The organism is Shewanella sp. Isolate11 (assembly GCF_022398315.1).
In the GTDB taxonomy this organism is placed as follows: domain Bacteria; phylum Pseudomonadota; class Gammaproteobacteria; order Enterobacterales; family Shewanellaceae; genus Shewanella.
On the sequence record NZ_JAKEVF010000003.1, the window covers coordinates 324541 to 344679 of the forward strand.

Sequence of the window (20139 nt, forward strand, 5' to 3'; positions counted from 1 at the left end):
GTTAATCGATAAGTTTAAAGTCGCGGTCTATTTACTATTCAACATTAGCTGTAAAGCTTTATGATACTTCACAAAAATAGGCAGCGACTATGTATGCTCTAAACCTCACTAGAGTGGCATCCCAATAGGATTCTGGTATGCTGATGCTACCTTTTGAAAGCAAACCACTATTTTAGATGAAACCTATTATTCCATTGCTTATCAGTGCTGTTGTTCTTTGCGGTTGTGCGACACAGACACCAACCCACATGGCACTTAATCCTCAAACACCAGCAATCACGACTCTGGCAGCACAAGCAACGCCGATTGCGATTGAAATGATCGATACTCGTCCAGCTAATTTTGTCGCCCGTTTCGACCAAGGTAGCGATGCAGCCAAACTGGTTAGCCCATCGGAAGCACCACGCCAGCAGCTTGACCAAGTATTCAGACAAGGCTTTACTAAAGCCGGTTATGTGATTGACCCGAGTTCACCACAACATATTCAAATTCAACTAGAGAAATTGCTAACCGACGTAAAAGATGCCGCGCTGAGCTACGAAGCTAAAAATGAAATTATTATCAATGTGATAGCAAGCAATAAAGTCAGAACCTTTACTAAGCGATATACAGGTCATAACCAGGTTTCAGGGCCATTTAATTCCGACTTTGCCACCCTAGAACTGGCAATGAATAACCTGCTTAATGACCTGACCAGCAAGATTATTAACGATCCTGAACTCAACCAATTCATCCAAGAGTGATGTCATAAAGTAATGATTTCATAAAAATAATAAGGAGACAAAATGAAGCGTTGGATATGTGCATTATTATTGGTATCCATGAGTAGTCTGGCTCATGCCATCGATATTCAAGAAAATACCATCTACCCCAAGGTTAAATTAGAAACCACCATGGGAAATATTGTGGTTGAGCTTGATCGTAAACGCGCGCCGATCACCGTCGATAACTTTCTCACCTATGTGGTTAAAGGCCACTATGACAACACCCTGTTTCATCGCATCATCCCTGACTTTGTGGTGCAAGGTGGCGGACTGAATCCTAAGCTGGAAGAGAAGCCGCTCGATAAACCTATCGTTAACGAATCAGGTAATGGCCTAAGTAACGGTCTTGGCACCATAGCAATGGCCCGAGACGAAAATCCACATTCGGCTACGGCGCAGTTTTATTTCAATGTCGCCGACAACAAACGTTTAGACCCCTCCAAACGTCGCTGGGGCTATGCGGTTTTTGGTGATGTCGTTGAAGGCATGGATGTATTAGAAAAAATGGCGATGGTGGAAACCCACTTAAATACTCAGCTTAACTGGCCCGATTTTCCGGTTAAGGACATCATACTGATCAAGGCAACCCTGTTACCTAGAGAATAATCAAAGCCGAAATATTACCGTGTTTAGAGCACAACTTTGGGGCTAAATTTTAGTCTCATCACAATTTCAAAAATGATTATTGGCAGTTTCATAAGATTGCAACAAAACTCAGAAATGACATTTTTGAAACTTAGACAATCTGGCTCACCATGGCTGTCTATACTTGTGAAGTAAATAACGAGGAGGCGAACGATGACACCCAACGAGTTCATCGATAATAAAGCGCCCCAGTTGGCTCTCTATGGAAAAGCATTCTTGAACGATCAGCTCGAGTTCAATGAGATCCAGCTTTACTTATGGGACACCTTAGAAGAGTGGCAACAGTTCACTCATCAAGGCGACGCGCAAAGTGATATCAGTGATATTGAAAAAGTGTTTTGGCATCTGCTACACGCCTTTGACAAGTGGCCCGATTGGACAATTCGTGGCAATCAATTTCTGCGTAAGCAAATAATCGATTGTTGTGAATTTTTAAGCCTGAACGGCCCCTGTCCTTCAGGGTGTATTGGTCAACGGCCTAGTAGCCTTTGCTAACAAAACCACTAAAAACTCAGTCTTAATGACTGAGTTTTTTTATTTTGAGCACACTATGACTGGCTCCCACTGCCTTATACCAATCAAAGTAAATTAGTGATCAGCCCGTTTGTAACAGAAAAGGGCGTAGGAAAAATTGTCGAGAACAAGGCAATAATTGCAGTAACCAGTTATTATAATTACAAAATTTACAACACGGTTATCGGCTATTTTAACGAGCAAGAACGATCAGATAATTACTGCGATTGGTATTAATCAGCAATCCACGCCATTTTTAAACTTAAACTAATACGTAAGCTGGAGTTCACGCCTAAAACAAGACAAAGCCATAAAGATGAAGCCGACTTAACCGACTAAGCCTTTTTATTTCATTCCCTAAGGTTTAAGCTAAGGCCATTATTATCATAAAACTGTTGTTTATCTGTGACCTCTTCTAGCCAGTTTCGTTTTAAAGAAGCCCTTTCCATTTATTGTCACAAACGGGTGTTAAGCCTGTTACTGCTTGGCTTCTCGGCGGGTTTACCACTGATGTTAGTCTTCTCAACCTTGTCATTTTGGCTGCGTGAAGCGGGAATTGATCGTACCGCCATCGGCTATTTCAGCTGGATAGCCTTAGCCTATGGTTTTAAATGGGCTTGGTCTCCTCTAGTTGATCGCATGTCACTGCCTATCTTTACCAAGCTTCTTGGACGACGACGAGGCTGGATGCTGTTTGCCCAGCTCACCCTAGTGCTTGCCATTCTCGGTATGAGCCAGAGCGACCCGGTTAATGATCTCGAACGCCTAGCACTATTTGCCTTAATGGTGGCCTTCGCCTCTGCAACTCAAGATATTGTTATCGATGCCTTTCGTATCGACTCCGCACCAGAAAAAATGCAGGCAGCACTTGCTGCGGCATATCAAGTGGGTTATCGCAGCGCCATGATTGTCGCCACAGCCGGCGCTTTAAGCATTGCAGCTTGGTTCGATCCTGACAGTGAAGTGTATAACCTAGCCTCGTGGCAAACTGCTTACCTCATAATGGCGGGATTAATGTCAGTCGGTATCATTACCACGCTGATGAGCCGTGAACCGCAAATTGACAGCATCGAAGCCGATAAAAAAGAAGCCGAGCTAAAACAGCAATTAGCACAGAAATACCCCCAATTTATCGCCTCCATGTTGTCTTGGCTCTATACCGCCAGCATATTGCCCTTTATCGATTTCTTTAAACGTTATGGCCGCAGCGCGATTTTAATCTTATTGCTGATCTCCTGTTATCGCATCTCAGATATCGTCATGGGGATCATGGCAAATGTATTCTATGTGGATATGGGGTTTGCTAAGGCAGAAATTGCGGCAATCAGTAAGGTTTACGGCTTAATTATGACCTTGGTGGGTGCTGGTGCCGGCGGGATATTATTGGCGCGCTTCGGCACGATGAAAATCTTATTCCTAGGTGCCTTTTTAGTCGCCGTTACTAACTTGCTATTCGCCTATCAGGCAATGGTCGGCTATAACGTGCCGCTATTAACGGCGGTGATCTCAATTGACAACTTCAGTGCCGGTGTTGCCACCGCAGCCTTTATCGCCTATTTATCTAGCCTCACCAGTAACGGCTATAGCGCTACCCAATATGCACTACTTTCCTCCATCATGTTGCTGTTTCCTAAATTTGTGGCAGGATTCTCTGGTGCCTACATCGATGCCTTTGGTTACGTGAACTTCTTTGTCGCCGCCAGTGTGATTGGTTTCCCTGTTTTAGGTTTAATTCTGCTAGTGCAAAAATACGCACCACACCCCAGCCATGATATTCGCAATGATGCACCACAATCTGACCGCGAATCCGCCAGAAAAATCAGCAGTAATGAGTAAACATAAAAAGCCGGTTAAGCCTATAAAATGGCTTCACCGGCTTTTTAATTAGACACTAGCAAAACATGATGACTAAAAGTTAGAGTTAAAAATTAGTGCTTAGAGTTAGTGCTAAGAGTGATTGTTAAATAGGACGCCTAGCGCATCAGTCTCTGAAGTTATTAAACTGAAACGGCTGACCTAAATCAGACTCTCTTGCTATCGCCATGACCGCTTGTAAGTCATCGCGCTTCTTCCCCGTAACTCGAACGGAATCCCCCTGAATCGCTGCCTGCACTTTAAGCTTGCTCTCTTTGATCAGCTTCACCAGTTTCTTAGCAATTAAGCTGTCTATGCCTTGCTTAAAGTTCACATTCAAAGAAAAAGTCTTGCCACTGTGAATTGCTTTTTCAGCCACTTCCATCGACGCTGGGTCAACATTACGCTTACTCAGTTGATTACGCAGTATGTCCACCAGCTGCTGACATTGGAAGTCAGACTCAGACGCTAAAGTCACTTGGTTATTTTTATAGCTGATTTCCGTTTCTACACCACGAAAATCGAAGCGACCATCGAGTTCACGACGAGCATTATCTACCGCGTTACGCAGCTCAACTTCGTTCACTTCAGACACTATGTCCATTGAAGGCATGGTTATCCCCCTGTTATCGATTAATCATGGCGTAAGTTTACCTGCTAGGACGAATAGGTAGCAAACAAACTTAGGGTTCTCGCATTATAAATTGCGCTTGCTGACAACTAACTGCCCTTATAGTCAGGAATTATTAATGACTTTGAAGTGACATTTTTCTATGATGACGAAAACCAACTCAATATGTGTGCTCCGTGATTTATAGACATCCTGCATTTAAGCTCGCCCTGCTCATCGCATTAATCATTATCAGTTACTTGGTTTTCTCACGTCCCAATTATCCTCAGGTCGTACCAAATATGGATAAAATTGGTCACTTAGGCAGCTTCTTTTCACTCTCTTTACTGACCTATTTAGCCTTTAAACCTAAGTGGTACTTACTGACGATTTTCATGGCTGGCTATGCACTGTTTATCGAATTAGTACAATCTCGCCTTCCCTACCGCAGCGCCGAAGGCGCTGACTTCATTGCCGACATGGGCGGTGTGTTACTGTTTTATGCCGCACGTTGGCTCTATCGACGTTATTCGAAGGCCAGCGCGATCGACGGTCTCAAAAACGAGTAACCTTGATGCAAACGGCACAGCCTCAGCAAATTGCCATCCTTGGCGCAGGAGCCATCGGCCAGCTGATCTTTCATCAGCTTTCTCAAGATGCTAGCTCGCCTCATCTGTTTGGCCGTCAAAGCCAAAAACGCTTGTTAAGTTTTACCAATATCGCAGGCAACAGCCTACAGCGCCAGATACGATTAGCCTCGGCGCAAGATGAAGCATTACTCTCAAAACTCGATCTACTTATCATCTGCGTTAAAGCCCACCAAGTTGTCGAGGCGGTCACGCCATTATTCAATAGGTTAAACCCACAATGTCATTTATTGCTACTGCACAATGGCTTGGGACCACACCTTGAACTCATCCCCTTACTTCAAGGGCGAGGATTAAGCTTAGGTACAACTTCACAAGGGGCCTTGCGCCAACAAGCCTGGCAACTGCTTCAAACCGGTGAAGGTATCACTCAGCTTGGGCATTACTGCGGCCCACAAATGCCGTTAGCCATAAGAGAACGACTACTAAGCCAAATCCCCAATAGCCAATGGTGTGAGCCTATTCTGCCCATGTTGTGGCAGAAACTGGCGATTAATGTCGCCATTAATCCACTGACAGCACTGTTTAATTGCCGTAATGGTGAACTGGCTAAAGCTGAACATCGGCCATTAATCGAGTCGCTACTGGCTGAAGTTTTTAAGGTAGCTGAGCAAGAAAATATCCCTTTGGACAGGGAAGCACTGACTCAGCGAGTATTTGATGTTATTCAACTAACCGCAAATAACTACTCTTCGATGCATCAAGATATTGCTCACGGGCGTAAAACCGAGCTCGATGCCATCACAGGTTATGTGATTCAACGCGGTGCACATCATGGTATTGCGACTCCAGAAAACAGCGCGATTTATCAAAAAATGTGCATGTTGTCCGCCAGTTCATCAAAAGTTTAAAATCTCTCTATCTTATTCATCACGCACAAATTTATCCTCTTTAAGCTCCCAATGAATCATTAGCGGCTAAACTTAACTCACGGTAGAAAAGTGAGCTTGAGGTGACAGATGCAGCGAGAGCAATGGAACTCCAGAGTGGGATTTATCTTAGCTGCTGTCGGCTCAGCTATCGGCTTAGGTAATATCTGGCGCTTTCCTTATATGGCTTATGAAAATGGCGGCGGCGCTTTTTTCATTCCTTATCTGTTTGCCATGCTCACCGCGGGGATTCCATTTATGATCTTAGAGTTCAGCCTAGGACACAAAATGAAGCAAACAGCACCGCGCGTATTTTCACAGCTGGGCGCTTATTTAGGCTTAAGGCTTGAGTGGCTAGGTTGGTTTCAGGTATTTATCGCCGCGATTATTGCAGTTTACTATGTGGCGATTATTGGCTGGACCATCTCTTATTTAGGTTTGTCTTTTACTCAAAGCTGGGGGGCAAATCCCAACAGTTATTTCTTCGATGAATTCTTAAAGCTAGGCAATAACTCACCATCTAATTTAGGTCAATTTCAAGGGGCTATCGCCTTGAGCATCACTATTGCCTGGCTACTGAGTTTTGCAGCTGTTTATACTGGCGTTAAGGGCGGTATCGAACGAGCCAATAAGATATTAATGCCGCTGCTGTTTATCATGGTGTTGGTATTAATTGGTAGAACCTTACTGTTACCCGGTGCCTTCAGCGGACTCAATTACCTGTTTGAACCAGACTTTAGCCGCCTGCTGGATTTTAAAGTTTGGTCCGCGGCTTATGGACAAATATTTTTCACCTTAAGTGTCGGCTTTGCCATCATGTTAGCCTATTCCAGCTACCTACCCGAAAAATCAGACATTAATAACAACGCCTTTATGACGGTACTGCTTAACTGTGGTTTTTCCATTCTAGCGGGGATTTTAGTCTTTGGCGTGCTGGGATATATGGCGCAGGAACAAGTCAAGCCATTAACCGAAGTGGTCAATTCAGGGATTGGTCTGGCGTTTGTCACTATACCCACTGCAATAAACCTAATGCCCGCGCCCTATATTTTAGGGCCAGTGTTCTTTTTCGCCTTAGTGATCGCTGGGCTTAGTTCGCATATTTCCATCCTCGAAGCGGTGATCAGCGCGGTGATCGACAAATTCAACTTACCTCGTAAAACCGCGGCGCTAATTGTCTGTATTATAGGCTATTTTGTATCGATGGCATTTGCCACCAATGGAGGCTTACTGCTCTTGGATTTGGTGGATTACTTTATTAACAATATTGCGCTGCTACTGAGCTGCTTTATCGAATTACTGATCGTCACTTGGTTACTTAAGGTGAGTGATATCAGGCAGCACGCTAATCAATACTCTGAGTTTGTCGTAGGTCAATGGGTGACTATCTGCCTGCGTTTTATCAGCCCGATTTTACTGGCTATCATCCTTGTGAAAAACCTCTACAACACTGTAGTAAATGGCTATGGCGACTACCCTATTGCCGACCAACTGTTTTTAGGCTGGGGATTGATTGCCTGTATGCTATTTTTTGCCTTGCTAATCAATTTTGGCAGTAAGCGCCCAACCCATGGAGCACACTCTTAATGTCTATTAGTGCACAAATAATGATGCTATTGGCTATTGCGATAACTTGGGGCGGCGCCGCTATTTGCGTCGCCATCGCCCTCAAGAAACAAAGTCAATAAAACTTACTTACTGACTTGTTGCAAGCTATATGCGGTCAGAGGATAGATATCTTTCACCAGCGCTTGGATCTTGGTTATCGCCTCAAGTGAACTACTGTCTTTGCGGTATGAAAGATAGATAGGTCGATTCCAAGGCTCAACATCATCGACTAAATACAGCTGCTTAGCGGCTAAAAATGGCTCGACAATAGATAGAGGCAGGTAAGCCGAGCCACTTTTTTCTAAAATGAAATCTAGTGCAATACGTCCTGTCGAGGTTCGCAGATATGGCGGCGGAATACGGTAATGACGCTCGGCATGTTCAGAAGCAAATCGAGTACCCCAATCCACATAAACATACTGCTGCGATAACGCCTGCTCTTGGCCAGTGGGCTGAGTCGACACCAATACCAAGACTAAATCCGCCACCTGTTTACACTCTAACTCATCCGATTTCAGCGGGTCGAAACCGAAAGCCATATCCAAGGTGCGCTCGATAAGTTGACGATTTAATTGCTCGCGGCTTAGAGCTTCGGCCAGAAAACCATAGCCACCAAACGCCTCTGTCACTCGGCTTAAACAGTGTTGCAAATAAGCATCCCAGATATTAGGTGTTCCCGCCATAGTGAGCTGTAACGCCTTGTTATTCGCTAGCGCCAACTCATTTTTTGCCTGCTCTAGAGTATTCACCATCACTTCAGCATAAGCCACAAGCCGCTCGCCAGAGGTGGTGAGCTTGATGCTGTTGCGGTCACGAATAAATAGAGAGGAATCAAAAAAAGACTCTAACTGCTTAATACGTGCACTCACCGCCGCCTGGGTAATATATAAATTTTCGGCAGCACGGCCAAAGTGGCGTGTTTGCGCAACCTCCAAGAAGGTTTTAAATACTTTTACGTCCATCGTTCGCTCTCTGTTATTTCCAAGCTGAGAATAACAACTAATTATGATGGTGACGATAAAAAAGTTTTGCTTCTCTTTTAACGATAAAAATCATAATTTCGCGATCAAATATCAGTGGTGTTACAGCGTAGAAAAACACAGTTAGAGGTTGTTATGTCAGAAGAATCATTCCGTTTTGGTCAGAAGCGTTTTTTTGATGACAAAAACTTTCCAAGAGGGTTCAGCAAATCAGGTGAATTTACCTTATCTGAGGCCGAGCTGTTAAGCCTTTATGGCGATACCATGCTAGCCTTCGAGGCCGGAATACTCGATCCTGAAACCGCAGAAGAGAAACATTTTATTAAGGTATTAAAGCACCCCAATAAAGCCAATACTAAGCTTGAACATGTGTGGATAAAATACACTAAGCTCACTCGCGAGCCCAAAAAGTTCCACACCCTAAATAGCACTTCAAACAAGCGTGGCGAACAGTTTGACTTTGTTGAACACCACCCTGAAGATGAAGTTGCTTAAATAATAAAGAAAGCCTCCGAAATGGAGGCTTTTTTGTCGCTCATGTTTGAGATTGAATAGGCTTAGTAGGTGTAGCTCGCGCCTAAACCTAACGGCAAGCCGATAGACCAATAGAGCAGCAGCCATACACTCCAGATAGACAATAGCGCTAAACTGAACGGTAACATCATGGAGATCAGCGTACCTATCCCTATGCCTTTGACATAACGTTGGCAATAAACCACCACTAATGGAAAATAAGGCATCAAGGGGGTAATGATATTTGAACTCGAGTCACCGACACGGTAAGCCGCCTGAGACAAGTCAGGACTAATATTTAATTGCATTAGCATTGGTACCAGTACTGGACCAATTAGCGCCCATTTAGCCGACGATGACCCCACAAACAGGTTCACAAAGCCCACTAAGATTATCATACCTATGATGGTGATCTCCGCCGAAAGGTTCATCGCTTTCAGCGCTCCGGCACCTTCAACGGCAATTAAGGCACCGAGATTTGAAGCCGAAAATGCAGCCACAAATTGCGCACAGAAAAATGCCATCACAATATAGTGCGCCATGCCCGTCATCGACTTAGACATCGCCTGTACCACATCCGTGGAGTTGGTAAATGTCTTAGTTAAATAACCATAGACTAAACCCGGTAACATGAAGAAGATAAAAATCAACGGCACAATCGATTGCATCAAAGGTGCGCCAAAGCTGGTAAGCGAGCCATGTTCATCGCGTAAGGTTGATGTCTCTGACAAGGTTAATGAAAAGAAACCCACAATCGCCACCAACATGACCAAGCTGGCTATTCGAAACGCCTTAAGCTCTTGAGGTGTCGACTCGTCCATCGAAGGGATATCGACTTGATCCCGATTAACCTTATGGCTTCGATTGAGTCTCGGCTCCAACACTTTGTCGGTCAAATACCAGATAAGTAAGGTAATGGGAATACAAGAAGAAGCCGCAAAGAACCAGTTGTTGAGTGGGTTAACTTGAATATCTGGATCGACAATTTGTGCCGCTGATTGAGTAAAGCTTTGCAGTAAAGGATCGATACCCGATGGAATAAAGTTAGCACAGAACCCACCTGATACCCCGGCGAACGCCGCGGCAATCCCCGCTAATGGATGGCGTTCAACGGTGAAAAAGATCACTCCAGCCAATGGGATCACCACCACGTATCCGGCATCAGTAGCGGTATGAGAAATAATACCGACCAGCACTACCGCTGGAGTCAGTAGTTTCGCTGGTGTCACTTTCAGCATCTGTTTCAGCGCAGTATTGATATAACCCGAATGCTCTGCAACCCCGACACCTAACATCGCCACTAAAACTACACCTAAAGGAGCAAAAGCAGTAAAGGTGGTCACCATGCTAGTGAGAAAATGGGTTAACGCTTCCGCGCTTAATAAGTTAGCGACCACGATGGGCGAATTAGTGCGTGGGTCAATAGCCTCGAAGCTCATTCCAGATAACAATGCCGACAAGCCCCACACACTAAACAGCAAAATAAGAAATAACATCGCCGGATCTGGCAATTTATTCCCCACACGCTCAATGCCATCAAGGGCACGTCCAAGTAACCCCGGCGCCTTATTTTCAATGTTCATCATCCCATCCTTTGCTTGCTTTTATCCTGTCTAGCCAATGGCTAACATCACTCTAATATAGCTTCACAATACAGACCTTGGCTGTAATGAACCTTAAGTTGCCATAAAAACGAGCCTTAAAAAAAGCCCCGCTGTATAGGCGAGGCTTTAAGGATTTGTGAGATAAAACGCAAACTATTTGCTGGTGTCGATAGGCTCGAAAGATTTCACCAAATCATCAATAGCTTTCATCTGAACCAGATAGTTTTCTAACTGGTGCAGTGGTAAGGCACAAGGGCCATCGCACTTAGCTTGATCTGGGTTTGGATGTGCTTCGATAAACAAACCTGCAAGACCCAGCGCCATACCACTACGAGCAAGCTCGGTTGCTTGGGCACGGCGTCCACCAGCGCTATCGGTACGACCACCAGGACGCTGCAGTGCATGAGTCGCATCGAAAATCACCGGATAACCCGATTGCTTCATCTCATCCATGCCAAGCATATCGACGACGAGGTTGTTATAACCAAAGCTTGAACCTCGCTCACAAAGGATGATCTCATCATTACCCGCTTCGTTAAACTTAGTAATGATATGACGCATTTCATGAGGCGCTAAGAATTGTGGCTTTTTCACATTAATGATGGCGCCCGTTTTGGCCATCGCTACCACGAGATCCGTCTGACGCGCTAAGAACGCAGGTAACTGAATAATATCCACTACATCGGCAACAGGCTGACACTGATATGGTTCATGCACATCGGTGATCAAAGGTAAGTTAAAGGTCGATTTGATCTCTTGGAAGATCTTTAAACCTTCTTCCATTCCTGGACCACGATAAGAGTTCACCGATGAACGGTTAGCCTTATCAAATGAAGCCTTAAACACATAAGGAATACCCAGCTTTTGAGTCACCTCGGCATAGGTCTCTGCGATCTGCATGGCCAAATCGCGAGACTCAAGCACATTCATACCACCAAATAATACAAACGGCTTATCGTTCGCTATCTCAATATTGCCTAACGTTATGGTTTTATTACTCATCGCTTATCTCTCTTAAAAGTGTAAGGCCATGCTTTAACGCCTTAGCCCTTAGCAATTTCTTCGTCATCTAAACTAGGCTGTGCCTACTCAAAATACAGTACACTCAACACACACAACCTAAGTGAACATTATCCCACCACCTGCAAAATCTGACCGCATAACCATGCCATATAAGTGCCTACAGCATAGCCTAACACTGCAAGTAACACACCTACAGGTGCTAGCGCTGGATGGAACGCAGCGGCAACGACTGGAGCTGAAGCGGCCCCGCCCACATTAGCCTGACTGCCCACCGCCATGTAAAACAGCGGCGCTTTAATGATCTTAGCCACCAACAGCATAAAGCTGGCATGAACCACCATCCAAATAATGCCGATGGCGAAATACCACAAATTGTCGGCATCAAATAATTTAAACACATCCATATGTAGACCAATGGTCGCCACTAAGATGTATAAGAAAGCCGATGCCACTTTAGATGCACCCGCCGCTTCAAGATGACGCACAGGACTAAATGACATTGCAAGACCAATAGTGGTCACAGTCACAATCAACCAGAAGAACTTAGAAGTTAAGCTGTAATCACGGGTCCAAGGATAATTGGCTTCGAAAAAAGGTCCTAAGAAGTCGGCAAATACATGTGCTAAACCCGTAATACCGAAGCCCACAGCAACGATCATCATCAAGTCACGTAAGCTAGGAATGCGCGAATTCTCGGCGTGGTATTTTTCTACTTTCTGTTTTAAGGTTTCAATCGCACGAGTATCGGCACCGGTTTTAGCATCGATCTCTTTAGCTTTTGACGCCATAAACAGTAACACTGCCATCCAGATATTGGCCACAATCACATCGACCGTCACCATAATCGAGAAGATATTACCGCCTGCTTCATAGATCTCTTTCATTGCCGCCTGGTTTGCACCGCCGCCAATCCAGCTCCCCGCGAGGGTTGTCATGCCGCGCCATACTGCATCTGGACCGGTTACACCTAACACATCTGGATTGATAGTCGCGATGATCAGTAGTGCAATAGGGCCACCAATCACAATGCCTACAGTACCGGTTAAGAACATCACGATCGCCTTGGGGCCCAATCCAAGAATGGCTTTAAGGTCGACACTTAAAATCAATAACACAAGACACGCGGGTAATAAGTAACGCGATGCCACATAGTAAAGTTGTGAGGTATCACCATCGAGAATTCCAAAAGAGTTCAACAGCGAAGGAAGGAAATAACACAGTAATAACGCAGGAATGAAACGGTAGAACTTGACCCAAAACGGATGACTACTGCTATTGGTGTAAAAGACGAACCCCAATATTGCCGCTAATAGGCCTAAACCTGTCGCGTCATTGGTGACAAGTGCGGTACCGCTCATGTTATCTCCCCATTAATCTGATAGTTATGATTATTATTGTTTATGAATTTTAGTTTTAACTTTATTGGATAAGCCGTCTTAGACAGCTCTCCTCAAGCAGCTTTCACAACCCAAGCTATCAGTCTAGCTATTTAACTAGGACTAAAGCCAAGAGCGAAAGTCGGCTTAATGATAAACCTCGCGTTCATCATTAAGCTCTTTGAGTTGCAATTTAACTAACTCAGTCACTGGATCATGAGGGCTATTATCGACAAAATGTTTTAAGTCGGCAGCAGCCACACTGATACAACCCAGTTGCTGTGCAATAAAAGCTCGTTCACGATTGAGGTTCAAATCGTCACTATGCCACTGCAATAACAAATTACAGCACTCCATCGCACGTTCAAATTCATGAGCCAATATCGCGCCCGCTTTAAGCTCGTGGATCATACGCGACAACAAACGTTTCACGCTGGCACCTTTAAGATAGCGGGGCTTAAGTGGCGCACTATTTCCCAGCTCACCACGCACGATGACATGCAGCTGATGCTTGCTAAGCGGGTTACCTGTTAGGCAGTCAATATAGGTCACTTGCTTGTCGATATTGCAACATAGCACTGTGGTTCCAGGCAATAACAACGGCTCTAATACCAGATCCAGCTGCTTTGCCAGTAACATCAATAGCGTCGCTAATGTAGTGCTGTTGCCTTGCCGTGACGTCACGCACTTGGCTAAATCCGCCGCCTCAACACTGAAATAGTTATCACGGGCGCAAAAACCAAGATCATGATAAAACCATTTCAGTAAGGCATTAAGCCTGTCGTGACGATCGACATGGTAATGGCTTAAAACTGAACCGGCCAGTTCAAGCCATGCCCAATTGGCACTCTTCTTATTGGAAAAACCTAAATGCTCGGTAATGTCAAACGCACTCTCAGGCAACGAGAGTTCATCATTAAGGATCATTTGTGTCATTAACCCATTATTATCGCTTGTTTCACCATTGCGATCTTACCCGCATAAACAATCCACGCTAACGCGCCTAATGCAGCAAAGACTTTAAACAGCTTTGGACGATTCGCTTTTAGAGCGATTGTCGCGAGGAAAATATAAGCCACAACGGCACCGATCTTCTCAGTTAACCAGGCATCTTGGAATGGATACTGTTTAATGATGAAACAAAGGGTTAAACCCGATAACAGCAATAAAGTATCTATGATATGAGGTGCAACCTTAACAATCTTCTTGTCCATGATAGGAGACTGCTTTAGGTGCAGGGCAAAGCGCACAATGAAAAACAGTACACTAAGGGCAATAAACGTCATGTGAATATGTTTTATAGCGGGATATAAACTGTCCATTTTAGTTTCTTCAGTTGCTCACAAAGGCGCTAGTGTACCCGATTAGCCCCACTATCACCAATAAGATTGATTATCGATAGAGGGCGTTAATCACACTGGCTTATGATGCCGATTTTGCCAGTACTAGAATAGCCAAAACAGCGCGGTTTCTTGCTGCAACGGCAATACCCCATTACTGCTCTTGCGCCTCTTTAAGTGCCTTTTCCCGTTTTTCGGCTTCCTCTTTCATGAACTGATTCATATCTTTATCAAACTGCTCAATCTCATTGGGATTAACCGGTACTTTGGGCACATTACCTGTCGATGCCTCATTGATCTCCGCAGCCTGTTGGCTCAGCTGAGTACCCTGACCCAGCTGTTTATAAATCAACATGCCTATGATCAGCAGCGCCAATAACATCCCTATCATTCTCATACTCTTTATTCCTGTTCAGTAAAATATCGACAACGATTAGATTGCTCTCAAGCTAGCCGATTTTGATTTTGATAACAAATCCTTCCAAGGTAGCTAATTTCAATTTGATGCCAATCGACTATCGAAATCATACCTATCAAAGTAAATTAGTGAGCAGCCCGTTTGTAACAGAAAAGGGCGCAGGAAAAATTGTCGAGAATAAGGCGTAAATTGCAGTAACTAAGTATTCTAATAACAACATTAACAACACGGTTATCGGCGATTTTAACTAGCAAGAATTATCAGATAATTACTGCGATTGATATAAACCGCCACCATAAAAAAACGCCATCAGGTGATCCTAATGGCGTTTTCAAATCAACAAGGGCAAACCTTGAAAACTGCTCTAACGGGGCCAACGTCCCAAGGTGCAGCGATCATTACTGCCAAAATCTCTAACGGTTGCCACTGACTCATAACCCAGTTCAATCATCTTCTTGCGGACGGTCAATGCCTGCTCAAAACCATGCTCCAGCAGCAGATATCCACCCGGCGCCAAATAATCACGTGCCGCACTGGCGATATGAAACAGGTCGGCATAACCTTGTTCGCCAGCCGTTAATGCACTTTGCGGCTCGAATCTGACATCTCCTTGCGATAAATGCTCATCATCTTCATCGATATAGGGTGGGTTTGAAACTATCAAATTAAAGTCATACTGCTCAATGGCATCAAACCAGTCACTTTGCAGCACTTCGACTTGAGACAATTTCAAGTTATCACGATTAGCTTTAGCCAATGCAACGGCTTCAATAACCTTATCTACCGCAGTCACTTTCCAGGTGCTTCGCTCAAACGCCAATGACAAAGCAATGGCGCCCGTTCCGGTACCTAAGTCGAGTACTTTAGCATTGGTCGCCAGAGGCAAATTCAGCGCAGTTTCAACCAAAATTTCAGTATCGGGACGCGGAATTAACGTGGTGGGATTGACCATAAAAGACAGCGACCAGAACTCACGCTCACCGACGATATGCGCGATAGGCGTACCTATGGCACGCTGCGCCACCATCTTTTTAAAGTCATTGACTTGATCAGCGGTCAAACGCTCTTCGGGCCAAGTGTACAGATAACTACGCGGTTTATGGATAACGTGCAGTAAGATCACTTCGGCATCGAGCTTAGCAGTATCTGAGATCTCAACAAATTGAGATGAAGCCCACTCGAGGGCTTCAGCTAAGGTTTTAAGCAACAGAATTCCTTAATCTTCGCCTAGGGCGGCCAGCATATCGGCTTGGTTTTCTTGCATCAATGGGCCGATGATCGTATCGAGATCCCCTTCCATCACTTCGTTCAAGCGATATAACGTCAGGTTGATACGGTGTTCACTCACGCGTCCCTGAGGGAAGTTATAGGTACGAATACGTTCAGAACGATCACCACTAGCAACTAGATTACGGCGAGTCGATTCCTCTTCACTGCGACGTTTTTCATCTTCAACCGCCTGAATACGCGCAGACAACACGCTCATAGCTTGGGCACGGTTTTTATGTTGCGAACGTTGATCCTGACACTCGACCACAATACCTGAAGGGATATGGGTAATACGAATAGCTGAATCGGTTTTGTTAACGTGCTGACCACCCGCCCCTGAGGCGCGGAAAGTATCGACTTTTAAGTCGGCAGGGTTAATTTGAATCGCTTCAGCTTCTGGGATTTCAGGCATGACCACGACGGTACAAGCTGAAGTATGCACGCGACCTTGAGATTCGGTCTCAGGTACACGCTGTACACGATGCCCGCCAGATTCAAATTTAAGCTTACCGTAAACGCCATCACCGTTAACTTTGATGATGATCTCTTTAAAGCCACCATGCTCGCCTTCGTTGGCATTCATCAATTCGATTTGCCAGCGATTCGCCTCACAGTAACGACTATACATACGGTAAAGATCACCCGCAAAGATCGCTGCTTCATCGCCACCGGCACCGGCACGAATTTCAACGAAGGCGTTGTTATCATCTTTGGGGTCTTTAGGTAATAGTAGGATTTGCAATTCAGCTTCGAGGGTTTCAAGCGCTTCTTTAGCCACTTTTATCTCTTCCTGTGCCATCTCTTTTAGCTCAGGATCGTCTTCGGCTAGCATCTCTTGCGCCGACTCAAGATCGGCTTCAGCCTGCTGAAAGGCTTTGAAAGTTTTTACCACATCTTCGAGTTGAGAATACTCTTTGGACAGAGCGCGAAAGCGCTCTTGGTCGGCAATCACGCCGGCATCACTCAATAGCGCCAATACTTCTTCATTACGCTCAAGCAAGCCTTCGAGCTTGCGAATCACACTGTCCTTCATTCCAACGCTAACCTTAGTCTTTATCTAATCCAAGCGCTGTGCGTAATTGTCCTAGGCTGTTTAAATCACCGCGGCGACTTGCTGCGGTTAATGCCTGTGTAGGCGCGTGGATCAATTTATTGGTTAATCGATTAGCCAGTTCAAGGATGACTTTTTCAGTGTCACCACCTTGGGCTAATTTATTGATCGCACGCTCAACTTCTTCATCTTTTATCGCCATACTGCCAGTACGATATTCACGGATACTGTCCACTGACTCTAACGAGCGGACCCACTCCATGAAATGATGAGATTCCTCTTCAACAATTACTTCAGCTTGCTCGGCAGCCTCTCGTCTTGAGGCCATATTCTGTTCAATAATGCTTTGCAGATCGTCAACCGTATAGAGGAAGGCATCATCGAGATCCCCGACTTCAGCTTCAATATCCCTTGGAACGGCTATATCAACCAATAACATAGGTTGATGACGACGCTGTTTCAGCGCTTTTTCTACCATGCCTTTACCGAGTATAGGTAATGGGCTGGCGGTAGAGGATATCACGATATCGGCTTTAGGGAGATACTCTGGTATCTGTTCGAGCGTAATTGCTGTTGCACCGAACTCTTCACACATGGCTTCTGCGCGAGAAACGGTGCGGTTGGCGACGATCATCGACGCCACACCATTATCTTTTAAATGTCTTGCCACCAACTCAATGGTCTCACCCGCACCAATCAACAACACTTTGGTGCTGCTCAGCGCCGAGAAAATATGTTTAGCCATACTGACCGCAGCAAATGCAACAGACACAGCAGCGGCACCGATTTCTGTTTCGGTACGCACCTTTTTGGCTACAGAGAAGGTATTTTGGAACAAGCGATCCATAGTCACAGCCACAGTTCCAGCTTCTTTAGCCTTCATAAATGACTGTTTTACCTGACCTAAAATTTGCGGTTCACCTAAGATCAAGGAGTCAAGACCCGACGAAACCCGCATCAAGTGTTGTACCACTTGCTGTCCTTGATATTGATACAGGCAGGGCTCGACGTCTTCATGACTGAGTTGGTGATACTCTTCTAACCACTTAATCACCGCCGCTTCTTCACCGGTATTACAGTAAAGTTCGGTACGGTTACAGGTAGAAACGATCACCGCTTCACCAGTTTGAGTACAACTGGCTAAGCTCTTCATCGCATCATGAATTTTATCAGGCGCAAACGCTACTTTTTCACGTAGGTCTACGGTGGCTGTTTTATGGTTAATACCGATTGCTACAAGGCTCATCTGACTCTTTGGGGTCTCTATGGCATTACAGTTATTGGCACTCATTCTACTGAATTGAGCCAGCTAAAAACAGAATACGCTTAACAAAACCGAATAATAATCTTGATTCTTACTTATTTTTCCAATTAAACCTTGATGAATTAAACCTTAACAAGTTGGAGTAACATATTGCTCGCGACCCCTTTCAGGCCAAGGCTGGCAGGAAATTTACCAAATAGCATTGGTATTTAGATTTAGCCCTCGTATGATATGAGCTAGTTATTTCAGCAATAGATGAATAATTTGAACTACCTCACAAAAATCACTCTTAGCTTATTGATACTCACGCTATTTATCCTTGGCGGCTGTAGTAGTAAACCCGATCTTAATCTTGTGCCCATTGAAGTAACTCATGTATCTCAAACCAAAGCTTGGGAGATGCAAGGTAAACTCGCTGTCAGAACGCCACAGGACAAATTTAGCACTAACTTATATTGGTTGCATACTGATAAACAAGATGAGCTGCGCCTCACGACCATGCTAGGCACAACGGTCATGTCACTGAGTAATAACAGCAGCGGTGCCAGCCTGACCATCGAGGATAAAACCTATCGGGACAAAGACGCCGAACGACTATTAAAACGCTTAACCGGCTGGTCAATCCCCATCGAAAGTCTGCCTTTATGGATAACAGGTCAAGTCGCCGACACAGACAAAGTGATCAGCACCGACGAGCAAACTCGACCGCAGCTGATTCAGTCAACAACGGGTCAGCAGCCATGGCAAGTCAGTTTTAAACGTTGGCAGCAGCAAAGTGGTGCCGAATTGCCACAATTACTTGAGCTAAGTCGAGAAAATATCCGACTCAAAATCCAAATAAATCAGTGGCAAGCTCTTACTGAAAACCTTGATAATCAATCGAGTAACTGAAAAAAGAATGAATAACTCCATCTCGAAAGCCTGGCCAGCACCGGCAAAACTCAACCTGTTTCTGCATATCAATGGCAGACGCGCCGATGGTTACCATGAATTACAAACCCTGTTCCAATTTATCGACTATGGCGATCAGCTTGATTTTGCCATCAATGAAACTGGCGAACTCACATTACATTCCACAATGAGTAACGTTGTCGCAAATAGCGATAACTTAATTCTCAGAGCCGCAAAATTACTCCAACAACAAACAGGTACTCAACTGGGCGCAGAGATCTGGCTCGATAAAATTCTGCCCATGGGAGGCGGGATCGGTGGGGGATCATCCGATGCAGCAACCACTTTAGTCGCCTTAAATCAGTTATGGGCTACGGGTTTAAGCCAACAACAACTAGCCGATATTGGCTTGCAACTCGGTGCCGATGTTCCTGTATTTATTAATGGTTTAGCCGCATTTGCCGAAGGTGTTGGAGAAAAATTATTAAGTGTCGAGCTTGATGAACCTTGGTATCTTGTCATTACACCCGATGTGCATGTATCGACTGGCGAAGTGTTTCAACATCCCCAACTTCCGCGTAATACCCCTAAACTAAAATTAGCCGATTTAATGCACAATAAATGGCATAATGATTGTGAGCAACTGGTCAGTGAACTTCACCCCCAAGTTGCCAAAGCATTGGCGTGGCTGATAGAATATGCGCCGTCTCGGATGACAGGTACAGGAGCATGTGTTTTCGGTACCTTTGATAGCCGCCAGCAGGCCGAAACTGCCTTTGCGCAGTTACCCGCAAGCATGAGTGGTTTCATCGCCAAAGGGACAAATAAATCACCATTAATGTTGCGCTTAGCGCAGTGTTAAAACCATTCGGGATAAGCCTATTTATCTCGTTCATTAAA

Annotated in this window: 22 protein-coding genes; 11 read left to right on the forward strand and 11 right to left on the reverse strand. The window is 44.9% G+C overall.

Annotated features, from left to right (window positions below; genetic code table 11):
- The first annotated feature begins 176 nt into the window (after nt 1-176).
- The 4 genes from L1D21_RS10535 (at nt 177) to L1D21_RS10550 (ending at nt 3758) form a co-directional block, all read left to right on the forward strand.
- Nucleotides 177-743, forward strand: coding sequence for a YajG family lipoprotein (locus tag L1D21_RS10535; RefSeq protein ID WP_239845202.1), 567 nt, complete (start codon nt 177-179; stop codon nt 741-743).
- Nucleotides 744-785: 42 nt separating this feature from the next.
- Nucleotides 786-1370 (forward strand): peptidylprolyl isomerase, encoded by a 585-nt coding sequence (locus L1D21_RS10540; RefSeq protein ID WP_239845203.1) that lies wholly within the window; start codon nt 786-788, stop codon nt 1368-1370.
- A gap of 192 nt (nt 1371-1562) precedes the next feature.
- Nucleotides 1563-1904 carry a hypothetical protein gene (locus tag L1D21_RS10545; RefSeq protein WP_239845204.1) on the forward strand — a complete coding sequence of 114 codons (342 nt, stop codon included), beginning with the start codon at nt 1563-1565 and terminating at the stop codon, nt 1902-1904.
- A gap of 423 nt (nt 1905-2327) precedes the next feature.
- Nucleotides 2328-3758, forward strand: a complete 1431-nt coding sequence (locus tag L1D21_RS10550; protein ID WP_239845205.1) for an MFS transporter — start codon at nt 2328-2330, stop codon at nt 3756-3758.
- A gap of 145 nt (nt 3759-3903) precedes the next feature.
- On the opposite strand, the gene L1D21_RS10555 is transcribed toward L1D21_RS10550, so the two are convergent.
- Nucleotides 3904-4389: a YajQ family cyclic di-GMP-binding protein gene (locus tag L1D21_RS10555; RefSeq protein ID WP_239845206.1), complete on the reverse strand. Its 486-nt coding sequence runs from the start codon at nt 4387-4389 to the stop codon at nt 3904-3906.
- Nucleotides 4390-4583: 194 nt separating this feature from the next.
- Between L1D21_RS10555 and L1D21_RS10560 the strand changes: the two genes are divergently transcribed.
- The 4 genes from L1D21_RS10560 to L1D21_RS10575 all read left to right on the forward strand — a co-directional run bounded on the left by L1D21_RS10560 (nt 4584) and on the right by L1D21_RS10575 (nt 7590).
- Nucleotides 4584-4955 (forward strand): VanZ family protein, encoded by a 372-nt coding sequence (locus L1D21_RS10560; RefSeq protein ID WP_239845207.1) that lies wholly within the window; start codon nt 4584-4586, stop codon nt 4953-4955.
- Between the two features lie 5 nt (nt 4956-4960).
- Nucleotides 4961-5884: a 2-dehydropantoate 2-reductase gene (locus tag L1D21_RS10565; protein ID WP_239845208.1), complete on the forward strand. Its 924-nt coding sequence runs from the start codon at nt 4961-4963 to the stop codon at nt 5882-5884.
- 108 nt (nt 5885-5992) lie between these two features.
- Entirely contained in the window at nt 5993-7489 is a 1497-nt protein-coding gene (locus L1D21_RS10570; RefSeq protein ID WP_239845209.1) for a sodium-dependent transporter, read from the forward strand.
- Nucleotides 7489-7590: a methionine/alanine import family NSS transporter small subunit gene (locus L1D21_RS10575; RefSeq protein ID WP_239845210.1), complete on the forward strand. Its 102-nt coding sequence runs from the start codon at nt 7489-7491 to the stop codon at nt 7588-7590. The genes L1D21_RS10570 and L1D21_RS10575 overlap by 1 nt, the downstream gene beginning before the upstream one ends.
- 3 nt (nt 7591-7593) lie before the next feature.
- Here L1D21_RS10575 and L1D21_RS10580 read toward each other — a convergent pair whose 3' ends face one another.
- Nucleotides 7594-8472: a LysR family transcriptional regulator gene (locus L1D21_RS10580; protein ID WP_239845211.1), complete on the reverse strand. Its 879-nt coding sequence runs from the start codon at nt 8470-8472 to the stop codon at nt 7594-7596.
- Nucleotides 8473-8625: 153 nt separating this feature from the next.
- Between L1D21_RS10580 and L1D21_RS10585 the strand changes: the two genes are divergently transcribed.
- Nucleotides 8626-8985: a DUF413 domain-containing protein gene (locus L1D21_RS10585; RefSeq protein ID WP_239845212.1), complete on the forward strand. Its 360-nt coding sequence runs from the start codon at nt 8626-8628 to the stop codon at nt 8983-8985.
- A gap of 62 nt (nt 8986-9047) precedes the next feature.
- On the opposite strand, the gene L1D21_RS10590 is transcribed toward L1D21_RS10585, so the two are convergent.
- From L1D21_RS10590 to hemA, 9 genes are all read right to left on the reverse strand, one after another.
- Complete coding sequence (locus L1D21_RS10590; RefSeq protein ID WP_239845213.1) at nt 9048-10586, reverse strand: AbgT family transporter; 1539 nt, start codon at nt 10584-10586, stop codon at nt 9048-9050.
- Nucleotides 10587-10760: 174 nt separating this feature from the next.
- The gene (kdsA, locus tag L1D21_RS10595) at nt 10761-11609 is read right to left on the reverse strand and encodes a 3-deoxy-8-phosphooctulonate synthase (RefSeq protein WP_239845214.1); all 849 of its coding nucleotides are present in this window, start codon (nt 11607-11609) and stop codon (nt 10761-10763) included.
- Between the two features lie 128 nt (nt 11610-11737).
- On the reverse strand, nt 11738-12988 hold the full coding sequence (locus L1D21_RS10600) for a DUF819 family protein (protein ID WP_239845215.1): 1251 nt from the start codon (nt 12986-12988) through the stop codon (nt 11738-11740).
- A 165-nt stretch (nt 12989-13153) separates the two neighbouring features.
- On the reverse strand, nt 13154-13942 hold the full coding sequence (locus tag L1D21_RS10605) for a tetratricopeptide repeat protein (protein WP_239845216.1): 789 nt from the start codon (nt 13940-13942) through the stop codon (nt 13154-13156).
- Nucleotides 13942-14328, reverse strand: a complete 387-nt coding sequence (locus tag L1D21_RS10610; RefSeq protein WP_239845217.1) for a SirB2 family protein — start codon at nt 14326-14328, stop codon at nt 13942-13944. The genes L1D21_RS10605 and L1D21_RS10610 overlap by 1 nt, the downstream gene beginning before the upstream one ends.
- Nucleotides 14329-14500: 172 nt before the next feature.
- Nucleotides 14501-14743, reverse strand: coding sequence for a hypothetical protein (locus L1D21_RS10615; protein ID WP_239845218.1), 243 nt, complete (start codon nt 14741-14743; stop codon nt 14501-14503).
- Between the two features lie 385 nt (nt 14744-15128).
- Nucleotides 15129-15971 carry a peptide chain release factor N(5)-glutamine methyltransferase gene (gene prmC, locus L1D21_RS10620; RefSeq protein ID WP_239845219.1) on the reverse strand — a complete coding sequence of 281 codons (843 nt, stop codon included), beginning with the start codon at nt 15969-15971 and terminating at the stop codon, nt 15129-15131.
- A gap of 9 nt (nt 15972-15980) precedes the next feature.
- Nucleotides 15981-17066: a peptide chain release factor 1 gene (prfA, locus tag L1D21_RS10625; RefSeq protein ID WP_239845220.1), complete on the reverse strand. Its 1086-nt coding sequence runs from the start codon at nt 17064-17066 to the stop codon at nt 15981-15983.
- 13 nt (nt 17067-17079) lie between these two features.
- The gene (hemA, locus tag L1D21_RS10630; RefSeq protein WP_239845221.1) at nt 17080-18330 is read right to left on the reverse strand and encodes a glutamyl-tRNA reductase; all 1251 of its coding nucleotides are present in this window, start codon (nt 18328-18330) and stop codon (nt 17080-17082) included.
- Between the two features lie 273 nt (nt 18331-18603).
- On the opposite strand from hemA, the gene lolB reads away from it, so the two are divergent.
- Nucleotides 18604-19239, forward strand: a complete 636-nt coding sequence (lolB, locus tag L1D21_RS10635) for a lipoprotein insertase outer membrane protein LolB (protein WP_239845222.1) — start codon at nt 18604-18606, stop codon at nt 19237-19239.
- A gap of 7 nt (nt 19240-19246) precedes the next feature.
- Nucleotides 19247-20101, forward strand: coding sequence for a 4-(cytidine 5'-diphospho)-2-C-methyl-D-erythritol kinase (gene ispE, locus L1D21_RS10640; protein WP_239845223.1), 855 nt, complete (start codon nt 19247-19249; stop codon nt 20099-20101).
- The last annotated feature ends 38 nt before the right edge of the window (nt 20102-20139 follow it).

Bases quoted from the DNA above. Each gene is read 5' to 3' on its own strand.
- L1D21_RS10590 (WP_239845213.1), bottom strand. From the start codon at position 10,586: ATGAACATTGAAAATAAGGCGCCGGGGTTACTTGGACGTGCCCTTGAT.
- L1D21_RS10565 (WP_239845208.1), top strand. From the start codon at position 4,961: ATGCAAACGGCACAGCCTCAGCAAATTGCCATCCTTGGCGCAGGAGCC.
- L1D21_RS10570 (WP_239845209.1), top strand. From the start codon at position 5,993: ATGCAGCGAGAGCAATGGAACTCCAGAGTGGGATTTATCTTAGCTGCT.
- L1D21_RS10585 (WP_239845212.1), top strand. From the start codon at position 8,626: ATGTCAGAAGAATCATTCCGTTTTGGTCAGAAGCGTTTTTTTGATGAC.
- L1D21_RS10575 (WP_239845210.1), top strand. From the start codon at position 7,489: ATGTCTATTAGTGCACAAATAATGATGCTATTGGCTATTGCGATAACT.
- L1D21_RS10615 (WP_239845218.1), bottom strand. From the start codon at position 14,743: ATGAGAATGATAGGGATGTTATTGGCGCTGCTGATCATAGGCATGTTG.
- prfA (WP_239845220.1), bottom strand. From the start codon at position 17,066: ATGAAGGACAGTGTGATTCGCAAGCTCGAAGGCTTGCTTGAGCGTAAT.
- L1D21_RS10545 (WP_239845204.1), top strand. From the start codon at position 1,563: ATGACACCCAACGAGTTCATCGATAATAAAGCGCCCCAGTTGGCTCTC.
- L1D21_RS10555 (WP_239845206.1), bottom strand. From the start codon at position 4,389: ATGCCTTCAATGGACATAGTGTCTGAAGTGAACGAAGTTGAGCTGCGT.
- ispE (WP_239845223.1), top strand. From the start codon at position 19,247: ATGAATAACTCCATCTCGAAAGCCTGGCCAGCACCGGCAAAACTCAAC.
- L1D21_RS10535 (WP_239845202.1), top strand. From the start codon at position 177: ATGAAACCTATTATTCCATTGCTTATCAGTGCTGTTGTTCTTTGCGGT.
- hemA (WP_239845221.1), bottom strand. From the start codon at position 18,330: ATGAGCCTTGTAGCAATCGGTATTAACCATAAAACAGCCACCGTAGAC.
- kdsA (WP_239845214.1), bottom strand. From the start codon at position 11,609: ATGAGTAATAAAACCATAACGTTAGGCAATATTGAGATAGCGAACGAT.
- L1D21_RS10610 (WP_239845217.1), bottom strand. From the start codon at position 14,328: ATGGACAGTTTATATCCCGCTATAAAACATATTCACATGACGTTTATT.
- L1D21_RS10600 (WP_239845215.1), bottom strand. From the start codon at position 12,988: ATGAGCGGTACCGCACTTGTCACCAATGACGCGACAGGTTTAGGCCTA.
- L1D21_RS10540 (WP_239845203.1), top strand. From the start codon at position 786: ATGAAGCGTTGGATATGTGCATTATTATTGGTATCCATGAGTAGTCTG.
- L1D21_RS10580 (WP_239845211.1), bottom strand. From the start codon at position 8,472: ATGGACGTAAAAGTATTTAAAACCTTCTTGGAGGTTGCGCAAACACGC.
- L1D21_RS10605 (WP_239845216.1), bottom strand. From the start codon at position 13,942: ATGACACAAATGATCCTTAATGATGAACTCTCGTTGCCTGAGAGTGCG.
- lolB (WP_239845222.1), top strand. From the start codon at position 18,604: ATGAATAATTTGAACTACCTCACAAAAATCACTCTTAGCTTATTGATA.